The 17,811-nt window shown below is 71.1% G+C and carries 8 protein-coding genes; 7 read left to right on the top strand and 1 reads right to left on the bottom strand.

The features are described from left to right. Window positions 1-4,069 (top strand): SDR family NAD(P)-dependent oxidoreductase (locus H4281_RS11770; protein ID WP_182890932.1); only part of this gene is annotated, 4,069 nt, incomplete at its 5' end. A 30-nt stretch (window positions 4,070-4,099) separates the two neighbouring features. After that, window positions 4,100-5,293 carry a cytochrome P450 gene (locus H4281_RS11775; protein WP_370648125.1) on the top strand — a complete coding sequence of 398 codons (1,194 nt, stop codon included), beginning with the start codon at window positions 4,100-4,102 and terminating at the stop codon, window positions 5,291-5,293. Between the two features lie 212 nt (window positions 5,294-5,505). Here the strand turns inward: H4281_RS11775 and H4281_RS11780 are convergent, their stop codons facing one another. After that, the gene (locus tag H4281_RS11780; RefSeq protein WP_182890933.1) at window positions 5,506-6,039 is read right to left on the bottom strand and encodes an SRPBCC domain-containing protein; all 534 of its coding nucleotides are present in this window, start codon (window positions 6,037-6,039) and stop codon (window positions 5,506-5,508) included. Window positions 6,040-6,203: 164 nt separating this feature from the next. Here H4281_RS11780 and H4281_RS11785 point away from each other — a divergent pair, with 164 nt between their 5' ends. The 5 genes from H4281_RS11785 (at window position 6,204) to H4281_RS11805 (ending at window position 17,746) form a co-directional block, all read left to right on the top strand. Then, entirely contained in the window at window positions 6,204-7,835 is a 1,632-nt protein-coding gene (locus H4281_RS11785; protein ID WP_182890934.1) for a GMC oxidoreductase, read from the top strand. A 38-nt stretch (window positions 7,836-7,873) separates the two neighbouring features. Continuing rightward, window positions 7,874-8,887: a Gfo/Idh/MocA family protein gene (locus H4281_RS46560; RefSeq protein ID WP_237597065.1), complete on the top strand. Its 1,014-nt coding sequence runs from the start codon at window positions 7,874-7,876 to the stop codon at window positions 8,885-8,887. 492 nt (window positions 8,888-9,379) lie between these two features. Then, window positions 9,380-11,503, top strand: a complete 2,124-nt coding sequence (locus H4281_RS11795; RefSeq protein WP_182890935.1) for an AfsR/SARP family transcriptional regulator — start codon at window positions 9,380-9,382, stop codon at window positions 11,501-11,503. A gap of 536 nt (window positions 11,504-12,039) precedes the next feature. After that, window positions 12,040-12,984 (top strand): ParB/RepB/Spo0J family partition protein, encoded by a 945-nt coding sequence (locus H4281_RS11800; RefSeq protein ID WP_237597063.1) that lies wholly within the window; start codon window positions 12,040-12,042, stop codon window positions 12,982-12,984. Window positions 12,985-13,279: 295 nt separating this feature from the next. Continuing rightward, complete coding sequence (locus H4281_RS11805) at window positions 13,280-17,746, top strand: type I polyketide synthase (protein WP_182890937.1); 4,467 nt, start codon at window positions 13,280-13,282, stop codon at window positions 17,744-17,746. The last annotated feature ends 65 nt before the right edge of the window (window positions 17,747-17,811 follow it).

The following is a 17,811-nucleotide window of genomic DNA, read 5'->3' on the forward strand; positions in this document are numbered from 1 at the left end:
GGGCTCGGTGGTCGTCTCGGGCGACCCGGACGCGTTGGACGAATTGATCGCGGCGTGTGAGCGGGACGGTGTCCGGGCGCGGAAGGTTCCGGTCGACTATGCCTCGCATTCGGCGCACGTGGAGCAGATCCGCGACGAACTGCGCGACGTGCTGGCCCCGGTGTCGCCGGTGTCCGGACAGGTGCCGTTCTACTCCGCGGTGACTGGGGAACTGCTCGACACCGCGACCCTGGACGCGGAGTACTGGTATCGCAACCTCCGCCAGACCGTGGAGTTCGAGCAGGCGACCCGGCGGTTGCTGGCCGACGGGCACCGGGTGTTCGTGGAGGTCAGCCCGCATCCCGTGCTGGTTCCCGGGCTGCAGGACACGATCGACGAATCGGACACGGCCGCGGCGGCGGTCGGCACGCTGCGCCGCGACGACGGCGGCTTGGACCGGTTCGTCGTGTCGCTGGGCGAGGTCTTCGCCCGGGGCGGTGCGGTCGACTGGGACGTCTTCTTCGCCGGAACCGGGGCCCGCAAGGTGGATTTGCCGACTTATCCGTTCCAGCGAGAGCGCTATTGGCTGGAGCCGGTCGCGGCGCGCGGCGACGTGCGGAGCTTGGGCCTGAGCGCGGCCGGGCATCCGTTGCTCGGCGCGGCGACCGGGTTGCCGGAACTGGACGGGACGCTGTTCACCGGGCACCTCTCGACGGAAACCCAGCCGTGGCTCGCCGACCACGCGGTGCTGGGCTCGGTGCTCTTCCCCGGCACCGGTTTCGTCGAACTCGCGCTCCAGGCCGCCGAGCAGGTCGGCTGCGACCTGCTGGAGGAACTGACCCTGGAAGCGCCGCTGGTGCTGCCGGAACAGGGCGGCGTCCACGTGCAGGTGCTGGTCGGCGGCGCTGGCGATTCGGGGAAGCGGCCGCTGAGCATCTACACGCGGCCCGACGGCACTCCCGAAGAAACGTGGACCCGGCACGCCACCGGAGTTCTCGCCCAGGGCGCGCCCGTTCCCGCTGCCGAACTCGCCGCCTGGCCGCCTGCCGGAGCCGAAGCGGTGCCGGTGACCGAGGTGTACGACCGGCTGAGCGGGCTCGGACTCGACTACGGTCCGGTGTTCCGAGGACTGGCCGGGGTCTGGCGGCGCGACGGCGACGTCTTCGCCGAAGTGCGGCTGCCCGCCGGAACCAGCGCCGCAGGATTCCGCGCACATCCGGCCTTGCTGGACGCGGCCCTGCACGGGATCGTCGTGGGCGATTTCGTGGACGACCCGGGCGAGGCCCCGCGGGCCCGGCTGCCGTTCGCGTGGACCAGGGTGTCGATGCCGTCGCCCGGTGCTTCGGTGCTGCGCGCGCGGCTGTCTCCCGCTGAGTCCGGCGGGGTGTCGATCGAACTCGCCGACGGAACCGGGATCCCGGTCGGTGCGGTCGGGGAGCTGGTGACGCGCTCGGTGTCGGCGGACCAGTTGCGGGCGGCGCGGCCGGTCGAGGACGACGCGTTGTTCCGGGTCGACTGGGTCGAGTCCGCGGTTTCCGAGCCGGAGACCGGTTTCCTCCGATGGGCCGTGGTGGGCGAGAGCGCGGGCCTGCTGCCCCCACTGTCCGAAGTGGACGATGTGGAGCTGATCCGCTGCCGCGACCTGACCGCGCTCGCCGAGGGCATGGACGTCCCGGAGCTGGCGCTCGTCGGCATCGCCCCGTCCGACCTGCTCAGCGGCGACCTGGTCGCGGCGACCCACGCCGCCGCCGCGGACGTGCTGAGCCTGGTGCAGAACTGGGTGGCGGACTCGCGGTTCGACGGGATGCGGCTGGTCGTGGTCACCAAGAACGCGGTCGCCGCGAAGGCGGGCGAGGGCGTCAGCGACCTGGCCGGCGCCGCGGTGTGGGGGCTGGTGCGGTCGGCGCAGTCGGAACATCCGGGACGGCTGGTGCTGGTGGATGTCGACGGCGAGGCGGCGTCCTTCGGTCAGTTGCCCGCCGCGTTGGAACTGGACGAACCGCAACTGGCGGTCCGGGACGGCGTCGCGCGCGTGCCGCGGCTGCGGCGGGCCCCGGCCGACCCGGACCGCGTCCTCGGGCAAGGCGGGGTGCCGGGTTTCGCCCCGGACGGCACGGTGCTGGTCACCGGCGGCACCGGGACGCTCGGCGGCGTGGTGGCCCGGCATCTCGTGTCCGCGCACGGCGTGCGGCAGCTGATGCTGCTCAGCCGTCGTGGCGCGGCGGCGTCCGGTGCGGCGGAGCTGGTCGCCGAACTGGGCGAGCTCGGCGCGGAAGTGACGGTCGCCGAATGCGACGCGGCTGACCGGGACGCGCTGGCGGGCGTGCTTTCCCGGATCCCGGCGGAGCATCCGCTGACCGGAGTGGTGCACGCGGCGGGTGTCCTCGACGACGGCGTGATCGAATCGCTGACGGCCGAGCGGATCGACGCGGTGTTCCGGCCGAAGGTCGACGCGGCGGTCAACCTGCACGAACTGACCCGGGACGAGGACCTGAGCGTGTTCGCCTTGTTCTCCTCCCTCGCCGGGGTGCTGGGCGGCCCCGGACAGGGAAACTACGCCGCCGCCAACGCTTTCCTGGACGCACTGGCCCAGCGCCGCCGGGCGCAGGGGCACCGGGCGGTCTCGCTGGCGTGGGGACTGTGGGAACAGGCCAGCGAACTCACCGCCGAGGTCGACGCGGGCCGGATCGCCGCACAGGGCATCCACTCGCTCACCGCCCGGGAGGCGCTGACGCTGTTCGACGCCGGACTGGCCGGGGACCGGGCACTGGTGGTGCCTGCCAGGATCGACACCGCGGCCCTGCGCGGGGCCGCCGACCGGGTTCCGGCACTGCTGCGCGGCCTGATCCGCACCCCGGCCCGACGCACGACGGAACCGGCCGCCGCCGACGACGCGGAAACCTTGCTGCCCCGGCTCGCCGGCCTGTCCCCGGACGGACAGCACAGCTTGCTGCTGGAGGTGGTGCGCGCGCACACCGCCGCGGTGCTGGGACACCGCGGGACGGAGGCGGTCGAGCCGGAGCGGGCCTTCACCGAACTCGGGCTGGATTCGCTGACCGCGGTCGAACTGCGCAACCGGCTCAACTGGGCGACCGGGGTTTCCCTTCCGGCCAGCCTGATCTTCAACCATCCGACTCCCACCGCGTTGGCCCGGCATCTGCGGACGCAGGTGGGCGCTGTCGCGGGTGCGCCGGACGGGCCGGGAGACGGGCGCGGGGAGGATTCGTCGGACGCCATCGCCACCCTCTACCGGCGGGCCAACGAACTCGGCCGCTACGACGAGGGTTTCGCTCTGCTGCGGGCGGCCGCGGCGCTGCGCCCGGTGTTCCGCGCCGGGTCCCCGGAAGCCGAGGAGCCGAGGCTGGTCCGGCTGTCCAAAGAGGACTCCGAGGCGAGCGTGGTCTGCTTCGCCTCCCCGATGGCCGAGCAAAGCCCGTACCAGTACACCCGGTTCGCCGGCGCGCTCCGGAGGCTGCGTGACGTGTCCGTCCTGCTTTCGCCCGGTTTCGTCGCGGAGGAACTGCTGCCCGCCACTCTCGACGACGTGGTCGAGGCGCAGGCGGACGCGGTGCTGCGGGCCGCGTCGGACGCGCCCGTCGTGCTGGTCGGGCATTCCTCGGGCGGCTGGTTCGCCCAGGCCGTCGCGAGCAGGCTGGAAAGCATCGGGAACGGGCCCGCCGCGGTCGTGCTCGTGGACACGATCCTGCCCCGGCACGAGGTGGTCCGGTCGATCCGCTCGGTCTGGGCGGACAACCAGCTCGAGCGCGAACAGCAGGCCGGGCAGTACGATCACGTACAGCTGACCTCGATGGCCGCCTACACCGATCTCTTCCTGGAATGGCGGCCGGAAAAGATTTCCGCGCCCACGTTGTTCGTCCGCGCGCTGACCCCGCCGGTGCCCGGCGAAACCGAAGCGGAGACCGAGGCCTTGCGCACCTCGTGGGAACTCGAGCACACCGCGGCCGACGCGCCCGGCGACCACTGGTCGATGATGGACGAATTCGCCGGTGCGACCGCCCAAGTGGTCGAAGAATGGCTGTGTTCCGCAGTGCTGTCGAACAATGACGAGCATTCGCCCGACGCGGCGTAAGGTTTTGAAAAACGTTGAAAGGAGTCCTGCGTGAGCACTGACGCCGAATACGGAACCACGCCTCTGCGACACTTTTGGATGCGTGGCGAAGCACCGAAGGAGCGGGTCGCCTTCGACGAACGAACCGGCATCTGGAGCGTCTATGGCTACGAAGAGACGCTGCGGATCATGGCGGACACGGACACCTTCTCCTCCGGTATCTCGCGGGTCGTGCCGGAGCTGGCGGAGTTCACCGAAGGCGGGCTCACCACGCTCGACCCGCCGCGGCACACCAAACTGCGCAAGATCGTCAGCAAGGCGTTCACGCCGCGCGTGGTGAGCGACATGGAATCGGCCATCCAGCGGATCTCGGAGGAATTGCTGGACCAGGTCGAGGGCGGCCGGATGGACCTCGTCGCCGATTTCGCCTATCCGCTCCCGGTCATCGTCATCGCCGACCTGCTCGGAATCCCGGCCGAAGAGCGGGAAACCTTCCGCGGCTGGGTCGACGCGATGCTCAGCGGCACCATGGACATGTCGCTGAACGAGCGCAGCGAGGAATACGACAAGGAGTTCTCGCGGGCGATCGAGAACATCCAGAACCTCAATTCCTTCATCGCCGAACACGCGAAATCCCGCCGGACCGCGCCGCGCGACGACCTGCTGACCCGGCTCGTCGAGGCGGAGGTGGACGGCGAGCGGCTGACCGACCAGGAGGTCACCAACTTCGCGGCGCTGTTCCTGCTCGCGGGCCACGTCACCACGTCGGCGTTGCTCGGCAACATGATCCTCTGCCTCGACCAGTACCCGCAGCAGCGCAAAGAGGTGCGCGACGACCGTTCGCTCGTGCCCTCGGCGATCGAGGAGGCGCTGCGGATGTACAGCCCGTTCGCGTCGATCTCCCGGGTCACCCAGACCGAGGCCGACGTGGCGGGCACGAAGATCCCGGCCGATCAGCTGGTCGCGCTCGTCCTCGGCGCCGCCAACCGCGACGAACGCCAGTTCGCCGACCCGCACGTCTACGACATCCGGCGCGATCCGAACCCGCATCTCGCGTTCGGCAGGGGCATCCACTTCTGCATCGGCGCGCCGCTGGCCCGGCTGGAGGGCCGCATCGCGATGAACCTGCTGCTCGACCGGTTCCCGGACCTGCGCTGCGACCCGGACGACCCGCCGGCGTACCTGACGATCCCCAACCTGACCGGCGCGCAGAAGCTGCCGCTGCTGCTCACCGCGGAGGCCTGAGGAACGGCGGCCGGGAGGTTCGCTTCCGGCCGCCGTGCGGTGCCCGCGTGTTCGACTGCTGCCCGGACCTCAGTCGATCGCCGGGGAACTAGGCCACAATGACGGCGGCCGGAAGCGATGCTTCCGGCCGCCGTTCGCGCGTCGTGCGGGCTTCGCGCGTTCGACTGCCGCATTAACCGCAGTTGATCGCCCGGAACCGGCCCGCTCCCGGGCTAGCCGGAAACGACGGCCGTCCACTCCTTCTTGCACCGACTCCCCAGCTCGTCGTCCGCCGCGGTGGGGAAGGTGGACTTGTCGATCTGCTCGCCCCGCAGGTGCCGTTCCAGATATTTCAGCGCCACTTCCCAGGCCGACCCGATTTCCGGTGCGATTGCGCTCCACAACGCGGCGTCGGCGGCCATTGTGTGCTCGAATTCGAGAACGGTCTCCTCGCCATTCTCCCGCAACCGCAATTGCGCCTCGCCCGGCGCGCCCTGGATGGCCATCGTCACCGAAAGAAATCCGGGCTTCTCGCACCGGATGATCTCGCCCTCGGCATAGCTTTCCAATTGGTACGTCCCGCCGACCCGCAGTTCGCCGGTGACCGGGAGGAACCACGTGTCGATCCGCGACCGCGTGGTGCACGCGGACCAGACTTCGCCCACCGGTGCGGGAAAACTCCGCCGGATCCGCACGCTGCAACCGGCCTGTCCGCCGATTTCCCGCTGGCCGGTCTCGCGTTCGGTGGCGCCCAGCCAGGTGTCCATGTCGTCCATTTTTCCGATTCCCTTCTCCGGACGTGCGCTCGGCGCAGCGGATGCCCCGACTTTATTAGCATGTTCGGGCGGTCGCGGCGAAGCTCGTGGACAGCGGATCCGCGCGGGGATATCGTCGCCGAAGCCGGAGCGAAAGCAGAGCCACGGGGGTCCGCATGACCAGTCCGACGCTGGAAGAGACGGTCTTGTGGGACGTCATCGTCGTCGGAACCGGCATGGGCGGCGGGACCATCGGGTACGAACTGGCCCGGCTCGGCCGTCGCGTGCTTTTCCTTGAAAAGGGAATCACCGATTCCGCGCGGATGATTTCCGGCGCCTATCCGGAAGAAACCTTCGACCTCGCCGACCTGACCGACGCCGAGTACGAGGACCGGCTCGCCCGCAGCGGGCGGAACACCGACTGGTACCTCGACGCCACGCGTCCGGACAAGCCGAAGAAGTTCCGGCCGTACGTCGGTTCCGGCGCAGGCGGGTCCTCGGCGCTCTACGGCATGATCACCGAACGGTTCTTCCGCGAGGACTTCCAGCCGCGCGGCAACTTCGCCGACGTCGGCGACTCGACCGTGCCGGAGTCCTGGCCGGTGAAATACGACGAAATGGCTCCCTGGTACGGAAAAGCGGAGCAGCTCTACCGGGTGCGCGGCACCGCGGATCCGCTCCGGCCGGGCGACGACACCGACGCGCTGCTCCCGCCGAGCCCGATGACCGCCGCGAACGCGGAGCTGGCCGGGTTCCTCGGCGAGCGCGGCCTGCATCCCTACAACGTGCACGTCGCCTGCGAGTACCGCACGAATTGCCAGGCCTGCCAAGCGTTTCTGTGCGATTCGGAGTGCAAGAACCACGCCGGCAACGTCTGCGTCCTGCCCGCGGTGCGCGACCACGACGCCGTGCTGCTCGACCGGACCAGAGTCGTGCGCCTGGAGGCGAGCCGGACGAAGGTGAACCGCGTCGTCGCGCGGCGGTACGGCGAAACGCTGCGTTTCCGGGCGAAAACCGTCATCGTCGCGGCCAGCGCGCTCGCGACGCCGGTGCTCCTGCTGAACTCCAGTTCCAAGGAATGGCCGAACGGTCTCGCCAACGACAACGATCTCGTCGGCCGCAACCTGATGCGGCATTTTCTCGACATGCATCTTTTCCGGGTCCGCACCGAGGAGCCGGTCGCCGGGCAGGTCAAAGAGATCGGGGTCAACGATTTCTACCTGCACGACGGCGAGAAGTTCGGCGCGCTGCAGTCGCTGGGCAAGGTGTTCTCGTATGAAACGCTCATGAACACCACCCGGCCGGGCCGGAAGTTCTTCGGCGCGCTGCGCGGGCTGGCGGAGGAGCGCTGGAAGACTTCGCTGCAGGACCGCGTCGTCGTCATGGCGTCGATCGCCGAGGACCTGCCGTACCACCACAACCGCGTCCTTCCCGCTCCCGGCAGTCCCGAGGGACCCGGTCCGCTGGCCGAACTGCGGTACCGGCCGGGAGCCGCGGACCTGAAGCGCTACCAGCGGTTCATGCGGACCCTCAAAACGACGCTGGGGAAGTACCCGGGTTCGCGGATCTTCCCGGTGCACCTGTCGGGGGCGCGGGACACCAGCGCGCTCGGCCACCAATGCGGCACCTGCCGCTTCGGCGACGACCCCAAGACCAGCGTGCTCAACCCCGACAACCGGGCGTGGGGGCTGGACAATCTGTACGTGGTCGACGCTTCGATGCTGCCCTCCAGTTCGGGGATCAACCCCAGTCTCACCATCGCCGCCAACGCGCTCCGGGTCGCGCAGGTGGTGCACGGTTCGCTGTAGCCGAGGCCCGGCCGACGCGGAAGAGGAAAGGAACGCACGTGACCGATCGGGTGCGAATCGGGGTTCTCGGCGCGGCCAGGGTGGTCAAGCAGGCGCTGACCGATCCGGCGAAGAGCGCGCCGGAGATCACCGTCGCGGCGATCGCCGCACGGGACCCGGCCCGGGCCCGCGAACGCGCCGCGCGACTCGGCATCCCCAAGGTGCACGAGAGCTACGAGGCACTGCTCGCGGACCCGGACCTCGACGCGGTCTACGTCCCGCTTCCCAACGCGCTGCACGCGGAGTGGAGCATTCGCGCGATGGAGGCCGGGAAGCACGTGCTGTGCGAGAAACCGATCGCCAGCAACGAGGACGAAGCCCGGCGGATCGCCGGCGTCGCCGCCAAGACCGGCCGGGTGATCTGCGAGGCGATGCACCCCCTGTACCACGGCCTGTTCGACCGCGTGGCCGAAATCATGGCGGACGGCACAATCGGCGAAATCCGGCACGTGTCGGCGCGCGTGTGCTTCCCGGTCCCCAACAGCAAAGACATCCGGTGGCAGTACCCGCTCGGCGGCGGCGCGCTGATGGACCTCGGGGTGTACGCGGTAGCGGTGCTGCGCGCACTGGCCGGCGCGGATCCCGCGGAGGTGACCCACGCCCGTGCGAAGACCCGTGTGCCAGGCGTGGACCGATCGACCGACGCCCGGCTGCGTTTCCCCGGCGGCGCGACCGGCCGGATCAAGACGGTGATGTGGGGCTGGCCGGTCTTCTCCTTCACCGGACGCGTCGAGGGCACGAAGGGCAAGCTGACGGTGCGCAACCCGATCGCGCCCCAGGCGTTCAACCGCATCGTGCTCGAGACCGGCGGGAAGAAGACCAGCGAACAGGCCGCGAAACTGCCCGGCACCTACACCTGCGAACTGAACGCTTTCGCAGCCGCGATCCTGCGCGGCGAGCCATTGCGGACCGGGCCGGAGCATTTCGTGCCGGTGATGGGGGTGATCGACGAGATCTACCGCCGTGCCGGTCTTCCGGTGCGGGGCGCCTCGTTGTCTGCTCGGTCGGAATAGCCCTGAACAGCCGGGGCGGACGGCTGCGGACTGGGCCGGGCATTTCGTGCCGGTTACCGCGTCGCGCTGGCTCCGCTGTCTGCTCGGCCCGAATGACCGGGCTGGACCGTTTCGTGCCGGTCCCGCACGTGACCGCCGAAACCTGCCGCCGCGCCGGTTTCCCGCTCCGCACCACGCGCTGCCCACCCGCTCCGAATAGCCGCCGGGGACCGACCCGGCGCATTTCGCGCCGGTCACGCACGTAACCGACGAGCCCCTCCCCACACTGGCCCCGACACCCCACCACCCGCCCGCCCATTCCGAATAACCGGGGCGAGCCGCCCGCTCAGATGATCACCCGGAGTGTCCTCCGGCCGGTCCCCGGCCACGCTTATGGAGGTGCTGGGCCCGCGCGGTCTTGGGTAGCGTGATCATCCGAGGGGGTACGACCTGGCTGGGGGCCGGATCTTGCGAACTTCGCGGCTGCGTTTCGGCGTCTTGGGGACGCTTGAGGTGCGTGTGGGTGACGAGGCGGTGGAGGTTCGTTCGGCGAGACACCGTGCGGTGCTGGCGTCGCTGCTGCTGTCCGCGAACCGCGAGGTGTCGGTGGAAACGCTCATCCGGCACGTGTGGGGCGAGCGGCCCTCGGGCAGCGCCGTCGCGGCGTTGCGCGTGCTCATCATGCGGGTCCGGCGTTCGCTCGGCGAGCCTGGGCTGATCCGGACCAGTTCGAGCGGCTACGTGATCGACGTCGACAACGACGGGCTCGACCTGCTGCGCTTTCGCGGGCTGACCGAACGCGCCAAGGCGGCCCGCACCGCCGGGGCGCTCGACCGTGCGGCGCACCTGCTCGACCGCGCGCTCGCGGAATGGCGCGGCCCCGCCCTGTCCGACGTCGCGTCCGAATCGCTGCACGCGTCCGAGGTGCCGCTTCTGCTCGAGGACCGGTTGCGCGCCGCCGCCGAGCGGGTGGACGTCAATCTGCAGCGCGGGCGCCACCACGAGGTCATCGGGGAACTGCGGCGGCTCACCCAGGAGTATCCGCTGCGCGAGCAGTTCTGGGCCCAGTTCATGCTCGCCCTGCATCTCTCGGACCGGCGGGACGAGGCGCTCGTCGCCTACCGGGAGGTGCGCCGCAGGCTGGCCGAGGAGGTCGGGATCGACCCCGGGCCGGTGCTGCGCTCGGTCTACCGCGCGGTGGTCGGGGACGGTCCGCGCATCGCGGAACCGGCGTCGCTTGCCGTCCCGTGCCAGCTTCCTCCCGTGGCGTCCTCGTTCTTCGGAAGGGAAGCCGAGGCGGGCAGGCTCCGCGAGCTGCTGCAACCGGCCCCGGATCGGATCTCGGTGCCGATCGTCACCGTGTGCGGCCCGCCCGGCGTCGGCAAGACCGCGCTCGCCACCCAGGTCGCGCACGAGCTGCGAGCGGCCTATCCCGACGGTCAGCTCTGGGTGGACCTGCGCGGCCACGCCGCCAACCCGCCGCTGAGCACGACCGCCGCGCTGACCGGGTTCCTGCGCAGCCTCTCGGTTCCGGCCGCCGGGCTCCCGGAGGATCAGGACGAGCTCGTCGCCGCCTACCGGTCGGCGCTGTCGGGAAGGCGCGTGCTGGTCGTGCTGGACAACGCGGCCGACACCGAGCAGGTCCGCCCGCTGCTTCCCGGCGGCCCCGGCTGCGCGGTCGTGGTCACGAGCCGCGACGAACTGCGCGGGCTGACCGTGCTGAACGGCGGCGTCCGGGTCCGGGTCGACGTGCCCTCGCCCGGCGAGGCGGCCGGGCTGCTGAGCGCGGCGCTCGGCGACGACCCCGGGTATCCGGCGGAAACCATCGGCGAGCTGGCCGACCTTTGCGGCCATCTCCCGCTGGCGCTGCGGATCGCGGCGAGCAACCTGGTCGGCAAATCGCGCTCGCACCTCGAGGCGTACGCGGCGCGGCTGCGCGCGGGCAACCGCGTGAGCGTCCTGTCAGTCGGCGACGACGACAAGGCCGCGGTGCTCACCGCCTTCGAGCACAGTTACCGCTCGCTCGGCCCGGCGGCCAAGCGGGTGCTCCACCTGCTGGCGTTGCTGCCCGGCGCGGACATTGCCGAGGCCGCGGTCGCCGCGGCCACGGACCAGAACCTGTTCCAGGCGGGCCGCACGCTGGAAGAACTCGCCGGGGTCAGCCTGGTGCAGCGCCGCGGGCACGATCGCTACCGGGTGCCGCACCTGCTCGCGGACTACGTCGCGCTGCTTCCGGCGGTGCGCGGGGAACAGCTGCGCCGGGACCGGCACCGGCTTTTCGACTGGTACTCGAAGGTCGCGGACCGGGCCACCGGACTGCTGTATCCGGATCTGCCGCGAACCGGGCGCCCGCTCCCGGACGAGGCCGGGCCCGCGCCCGAGGTGTCCGATCGCGCGACCGCCTTCGCCTGGCTGGAAACCGAACGGCCGACGCTCGCCGCGGTGGCCGTCCGGTGGGCCGGGCACGCCACCGGGCACCTCGGCTTCTGGCAGTTCGTCGAGCGGGTGCGCGTCCACCTCGCGGTGAACCAGCATCCAGAACTGGCTTGGGTCACCGAGGCCGCGCGCCTGGCGGCAAGGAAACTGGCGGAGAGCACCCCGCGCGTGGGCGGCAGGCTGGACGCGTTGTCCCGGTGACGGGAGCAGTCCGCGCCGGAATCCGCGTGCCCCCGGGAAATCGTCTTGCCGACGTCAGTGCGGCCGGTATCGGAAAATAGTCTATTTCGTGTCCGTTATCTAGATGCAACCGAGGGGAAAATGGCCTGGATCGGGTGTGCCGACCGCTGTCACGAAGCTTGTCCGGCGGACAAACTGCCTGCCCAGAGCTGTTAGTGGGCTGTAATTGGCTGCTGCTAGCTTTGGTCTCGTACCCGTCGCGGCTCGGTAAGCGACGCTTCCGGCAATGGCGCCCGAGCGTCCGCGAATAGCGGCTGATCACGGGTTGGCCTGGGGCGTTGAACCACACTGAAGTCACTGGGGGCGCGGTGAAATGACCTTACTTTTCGATGTCAAGAAGAAACCTTCGGTTGCCGAGACAGGACGGCCCGGTTCCGCCGGCCGGCGGGGAAAGGGGCGGTGTTCCGGTGCTTGACCAGGCGAACTTTCCTTCTCCGGGAAGGATCCGGGCCGCCGGGCCCGACGATTCCGACGACGCCGGGCGAAGGAACGGCACGGTGCTGGTGCCGATCGACGCGCTGCTGCCCGCCGATTCGCCCCGACTGTCCGGAGAGGACCTCGCGCACACCCGCACGCTCGCCGAGATCAGCGCGATCCTTCCGCCCATCCTGGTGCACCGCCCCACGATGCGGGTGATCGACGGGATGCACCGGGTGTGCGCGGCGAAACGGTGCAACCTCGACACGATCGAAGTGAAGTTCTTCGACGGTACGCCGGAAGAGGCTTTCCTGCTCGCCGTCGAGTCGAACATCGGGCGCGGCCTGCCGCTTTCGCTCGCCGACCGGGAAGCCGCGGCGGCGCGCGTCATCGCGTCGTATCCGCAATGGTCGGACCGGGCGATCGCGGCGCGGACCGGTCTCTCCGCGAGAACGGTCAGCGTGATCCGGTCGAGTTCAACTGCCGGGCAGGAGCAGTCGAACGCCAGGGTCGGCCTCGACGGCAGGGTCCGCCCGCTGAACAGCGTCGCGGGCAGGCTGCGCGCCAGCGAGGTGATCGCGGCGCAGCCGAACGCCTCGCTGCGGGCGGTCGCGCGGGAATCCGGGATTTCGGTGGCCACGGCACGGGACGTGCGGTTGCGGCTCAACCGGGGCGAAAACCCCATCCCGGCGGGATTGCGGCCCGCGGAGACGCCGAACGTCTCGGTGCCCGCGCAGCGGACCGAAGCGCCGGCGAGGAAAACCGTCGACGTCGCGGCCGAGCCCGAGGCGCTGCTGCACTGGCAGAAACTGGCCAAGGACCCGTCGCTGCGGCTCAGCGAAACCGGCCGGGCCCTGCTGCGGTGGCTCAGTTTCCAGGCGATTCAGTCGGACGAGCTCAACCGGCTGACGGACGCGGTTCCCGACCACGGCATGGAAGCGGTGCGCAGGCTCGCGCTGCGCTGCGCGGACACCTGGCAGGACTTCGCGGACGAACTGGAGAAACGCGTTCGCGCCAGCGCGTAGCCGGGCTGCTTTCCCGGGTGCTGCGCCGGAAAACCGGTGCCGGGAAAGCAGTTCCTGGGCACCTCGCCGCGGTTGCCGGCGAGGTGCCCTTCCACGCGGAAATCCGGTTTCGCCGTCGCCGCCAGTAAACGGTGTTCGGCCGAGGGTGGCGGCGGCGTCGCCGGTCGGCCATGCTCTGGGGAGATCGTCGCGGCGTGCGCGGCAGGTGCGTGGTAATCCATTGTGGACCGTGGTGGGCGTCGGCCGGGGCGGCGGATGACGGCGACCACCTCGGGAGCAAGGGAGCGGCGTTCCGGTGGCGGATGAAGAGAAGCTTCGCGACTGCCTCAAGGCCGTGACCGCCGAACTGCGGCACGCGCGCGAGCGAGTGCGCGAACTCGAGACGGCGGGCCGGGAGCCGATCGCGATCGTGGCGATGGCCTGCCGGTTCCCCGGCGGGGTGAGCACTCCCGGACAGCTGTGGGAGCTGGTGCGCGCGGACGCCCGCGGCCGGGGCCGGTCCGGCTCGCCGGACGCGGCCGGGTTTCTGTGCGGTGCGGCGGATTTCGACGCCGACTTCTTCGGGATCTCGCCGGGCGAGGCACTGGCCATGGATCCTCCGCACCGGCTCGTGCTGGAAACCTCCTGGGAGGCGTTCGAACGCGCGGGCATCGATCCGGCGACGCTGCGCGGCAGCTCGACCGGAGTGTTCGTCGGAACCAGCGGCCAGGACCGGGATTCCGGGCACTTGGCCGGCGCGACCGGAAGCGGGCTGTCCGGCCGGGTGTCGGGCATTTTCGGTCTGGAAGGACCGGCGGTCACGGTGGACACGGCGTGCTCGTCGTCGCTGGTGGCACTGCATTGGGCGGGACAATCGCTGCGGGCCGGGGAATGCGATCTCGCGCTGGCGGGCGGGGCGGGCTGGGCGGAAGGCGCCGGAATGGTGCTGGTGGAACGACGGTCCGACGCCGTGCGCAACGGGCACCCGATTTTGGCGCTGCTGCGGGGTTCCGCGGTGAACCAGAACGGGCTGGCCGACCCGAACGGACCGGCGCGGCAGCGGGTGATCCGGGCGGCGTTGGCCAAGGCCGGCCTGGATCCGTTCGACGTGGACGTGGTGGAGGCGCACGGAACGGGCCCGGTTCCGGCCGAAGCGCGGGCACCGCTGGTGACCTGCGGCCCGCGCGCGGACGAGCCGTTGCGGCAAGAGCCGGTACGGCCGGGCGCCGGGCAGCCGCAGGCGGCCGCGGGGGTGGCCGGGGTGATCAAAATGGTCGAGGCGATGCGGAACGAGGCGCTGCCGCGGATCCTGCACTCCGATCAGCGCGGCCCCGGTTCCGGCTGGGCGGCGGACATCGCGGCGAAGGAATGGCCTCGGTCGGACCGGCCGCGGCGGGCCGCCGTGTCGTCGTTCGGGCTCAGCGGCGCCAACGTGCACGTCGTCGTCGAGGAAGTGCCGGCGGCGACGAAACCGCGGGCGGCGAGCGAGGACGACACCCTGCTCTACCCATTGCCGTGGCTGGTGTCGGCGCGCACGGAACCGGCGCTGCGGGCGCAGGCCGAGCGGTTGCGCGCCTGGCTGGCCGCCGAGCCCGGCACGAGCCCGGCCGACGTGGGGTTCTCGCTCGCCACGACCCGCGCCGCGCACGAACATCGCGCGGTCATCGTCGGCGGCGACCGGGACGAACTGGTCGATGGGCTGACCGCGCTGGCCCGGGGCGAAGCCGATCTCGGGCTCATCCAGGGAACCGCGACCGGAGCGGGCCGCGGCGTCGTGTTCGTCTTTCCCGGCCAGGACGTGCAGTGGGCGGGCATGGCCGTCGAATTGCTGGACTGCGCCCCGGCGTTCACCGAACAGCTCGCGGAATGCGCGGCGGCGTTGTCCGGCTGTGTGGACTGGTCGCTGCTGGATGTCGTGCGCGGTGCGGAAGGCGCGCCCTCGCTGGAGCGAGTCGACGTGGTGCAACCGGTGCTGTGGGCGGTGATGGTGTCGCTGGCGGAACTCTGGCGCTCGCACGGCGTCGAACCCGCTGCGGTCGTGGGACACGCGCACGGCGAGATCGCCGCGGCGTGCGTCGCCGGTGCGCTGAGCATCGCCGACGGCGCGAAGGTGGTGGCGTTGCGCAGCCAGGCGCTCGCGGCTTTGTCCGGCACCGGCGGGATGGCCTCCGTGGCCGCACCGGCGGCGGAGGTGAGCCGCTGGCTTGAGCCGTGGGGCGAACGGCTGTCGCTGGCGGCGGTGAACGGGCCGGAGTCGACTGTGGTCTCGGGGCAGCCCGAGGCGCTCGAGGAATTCCTCGCGGCCTGCCGGGAACGAGCCGTGCGCATCCGCGAGGCCGAAGTGGACTACGCCGCGCACGCGCCCCAGGTCGAAGCGATCCGCTCGCAACTGGCGCAGGCGCTCGCCGGGATCCGGCCAGCTCGCGCCGCGGTGCCGATGTGCTCGACCCTCACCGGCGGACTCGTGCGCGGCCCGGAACTCGGCGCCAGGTACTGGTACGACAACCTGCGCGGCCAGGTGCGGTTCGCGCCCGCGATCCAGTCTCTCGCCGACGCGGGACATCACGTGTTCGTGGAGGTCAGCCCGCATCCGGTGCTGATTCCCGGCATCGAAGACCTGCTCCGGGACGCCGGGGTGGCGGGCAAGGTCGTCGGCACCCTGCGCCGGGACCACAGCGACCGGCAGCGGTTCCTGAGCGCGGCCGCCGAACTGCACGTCAACGGGGTCCGGGTGCATTGGCCCGCCGTCTTCGACAACCGTTGCGTTTCGCGGGTCGAGCTGCCGACCTATGCGTTCCAGCGCCGGCGTTTCCGGCTGGACGGATGGCGCGGCGCCGGGCACCCGCTGCTCGGGGCCGCGCTGCCGCTCGCCGGCACGAACGGCGTGCTGCTCACCGGCAGGCTCTCGGCGCGGACCCATCCGTGGCTGACCGAGCACGCGATCGGGGACACCGTGCTGCTCCCTGGTGCCGCGCTGGTGGAGTTGGCGCTCCGCGCGGGAGACGAAGCGGACTGTCCGGTGCTCGCCGAACTGACGCTGGAGGCACCGCTCGTCCTACCGGCGGAGGGCACGGTCGAACTTCAGGTCTCGGTCGGCGGACCGGAGGAGGGCGGGCGCGGGGTCGAGATCCACTCCCGGGCAGACGGCCCCGCCTGGACCCGGCACGCGGTCGGCTTGGTCAGCGACCGGCCCGCCGAACCCGGTCCCGAGGCGCCGGCGTGGCCGCCGGAGAACGCCGAACCAGTGGACGTCGCCGCTGCCTACTCCGCGCTGGCGGACGCCGGTTTCGGGTACGGGCCGTTGTTCCAGGGCTTGCGATCGGTGTGGCGGCGAGACGGCGAGGTGTTCGCGGAGACGGCTCTTCCCCAGGATGCCCTGGCGGACGCCGCGTGCTTCGGGGTGCATCCCGCGCTGCTGGACTCGGCTCTGCACGCGCTTCCCAGCGGCCGGCCTTGTGCTTGGCGCGACGTCACCCTGCATACCACCGGTGCCACCGCGCTGCGGGTCCGGTTGCGCCCCAACGATTCCGGCGGCCTCGACCTCACGGCCTGGGACGAGTCCGGCGCACCGGTGCTTTCCGCGGGCAGCCTGGCGCTGCGCCCGGCGGTCCCCGGACAGGCGGGGCCGGCCGAAGCGCTCCCGATGTTCCGGACGAGCTGGCACGCCGTCCCGGTCCGTCCGTCGGCGACCGGGGTCGTCTGGTCCGATGTGGACTCAGTGGGCGAATTATGTGCTTCCGGCGAGATTCCGCCGACCGTGGCGGTCGACGTGACCGGCGAGCGGTTGGGCGTCGTACTGGAACTCCTCCACACCTGGCTGTCCGCCGAGACCGACGCCCGGCTCGTCGTGGTCACCCGCGGCGCCGCCCTCGACGCCGCGCCCGGGCGGGGACTCGTCCGGGCCGCGCAAGCCGAGCACCCAGGCCGGTTCGCCCTCGCGGACCTGGACGATCTCGACGCGCTGGTCCTCCAGCCCGAATCGGACGAACCACAACTGACGGTGCGCGACGGCGAATACCTCGTTCCCCGGCTGGAACGCGCCTGCACCGCGACGGCCCGGCCGGTCGACTTCGCCGAAGACGGAACGGTGCTGATCACCGGAGCAGGCAGCCCGCCCGGCGCGCTGGTCGCCGGACACCTGGTCCGCGCCCACGGGGTCCGGCGGCTGCTTCTGCTGGACGCGCCGAGCACGGCGGCCGAGGAACTGTCCGCTTTGGGCGCCGACGTCAGGCAAGCGACATGCGACTTAGCCGACCGGGCGGCGCTATCCGCGGTACTGAACGACATTCCGCGTCTCACCGGGATCGTGCACGCTGCCGGCGTCCCCGACGACAGCACGGTCGCGTCGCTCACGCCCGAGCGGCTGGACGACGCGCTGAAGTACCAGGCGCTCGGCGCGTGGCAACTGCACGAGCTGACCCGTGACCTCGACCTGTCCGCATTCGTGCTGTTCTCCTCGGCGACCGGCATCCTCGGCACAGGGGGCCAGGCGGTCCGTACCGCGGCGAACGCCTGCCTGGACGCAGTGGCACACCGCCGCCGCGCCGCGGGACTGCGAGCGACGTCGCTGGCGTGGGGCCCGCTTCGAGGCGATGGCTTGTTCCGCAACGGGATCCGGTCGCTGCGCGCGGAGCAGGTTCTTGAGTTGTTCGACGCGGCGTTGGCCAGTGCTGATGCGGCGCTGGTTGCGGTGCGGTTCGATCTTCTTGCGCTGCGCGAGGAACCGGGGCCGGCGGGGGTTCCGTCGTTGTTGCGTTCGCTGGTTCCGGCCCCGCGCCGGTGACCGCCGGGCAAGCGCGTTTGTCGACCGTGCGGCCGAGGCTGGGTATCGTCGGGCCGCGCGCACGT

It is taken from the genome of Amycolatopsis dendrobii (assembly GCF_014145675.1).
In the GTDB taxonomy this organism is placed as follows: Bacteria; Actinomycetota; Actinomycetes; order Mycobacteriales; family Pseudonocardiaceae; genus Amycolatopsis; species Amycolatopsis dendrobii.

Bases quoted from the DNA above. Each gene is read 5' to 3' on its own strand.
- H4281_RS11780 (WP_182890933.1), bottom strand. From the start codon at position 6,039: ATGGACACCTGGCTGGGCGCCACCGAACGCGAGACCGGCCAGCGGGAA.
- H4281_RS11785 (WP_182890934.1), top strand. From the start codon at position 6,204: ATGACCAGTCCGACGCTGGAAGAGACGGTCTTGTGGGACGTCATCGTC.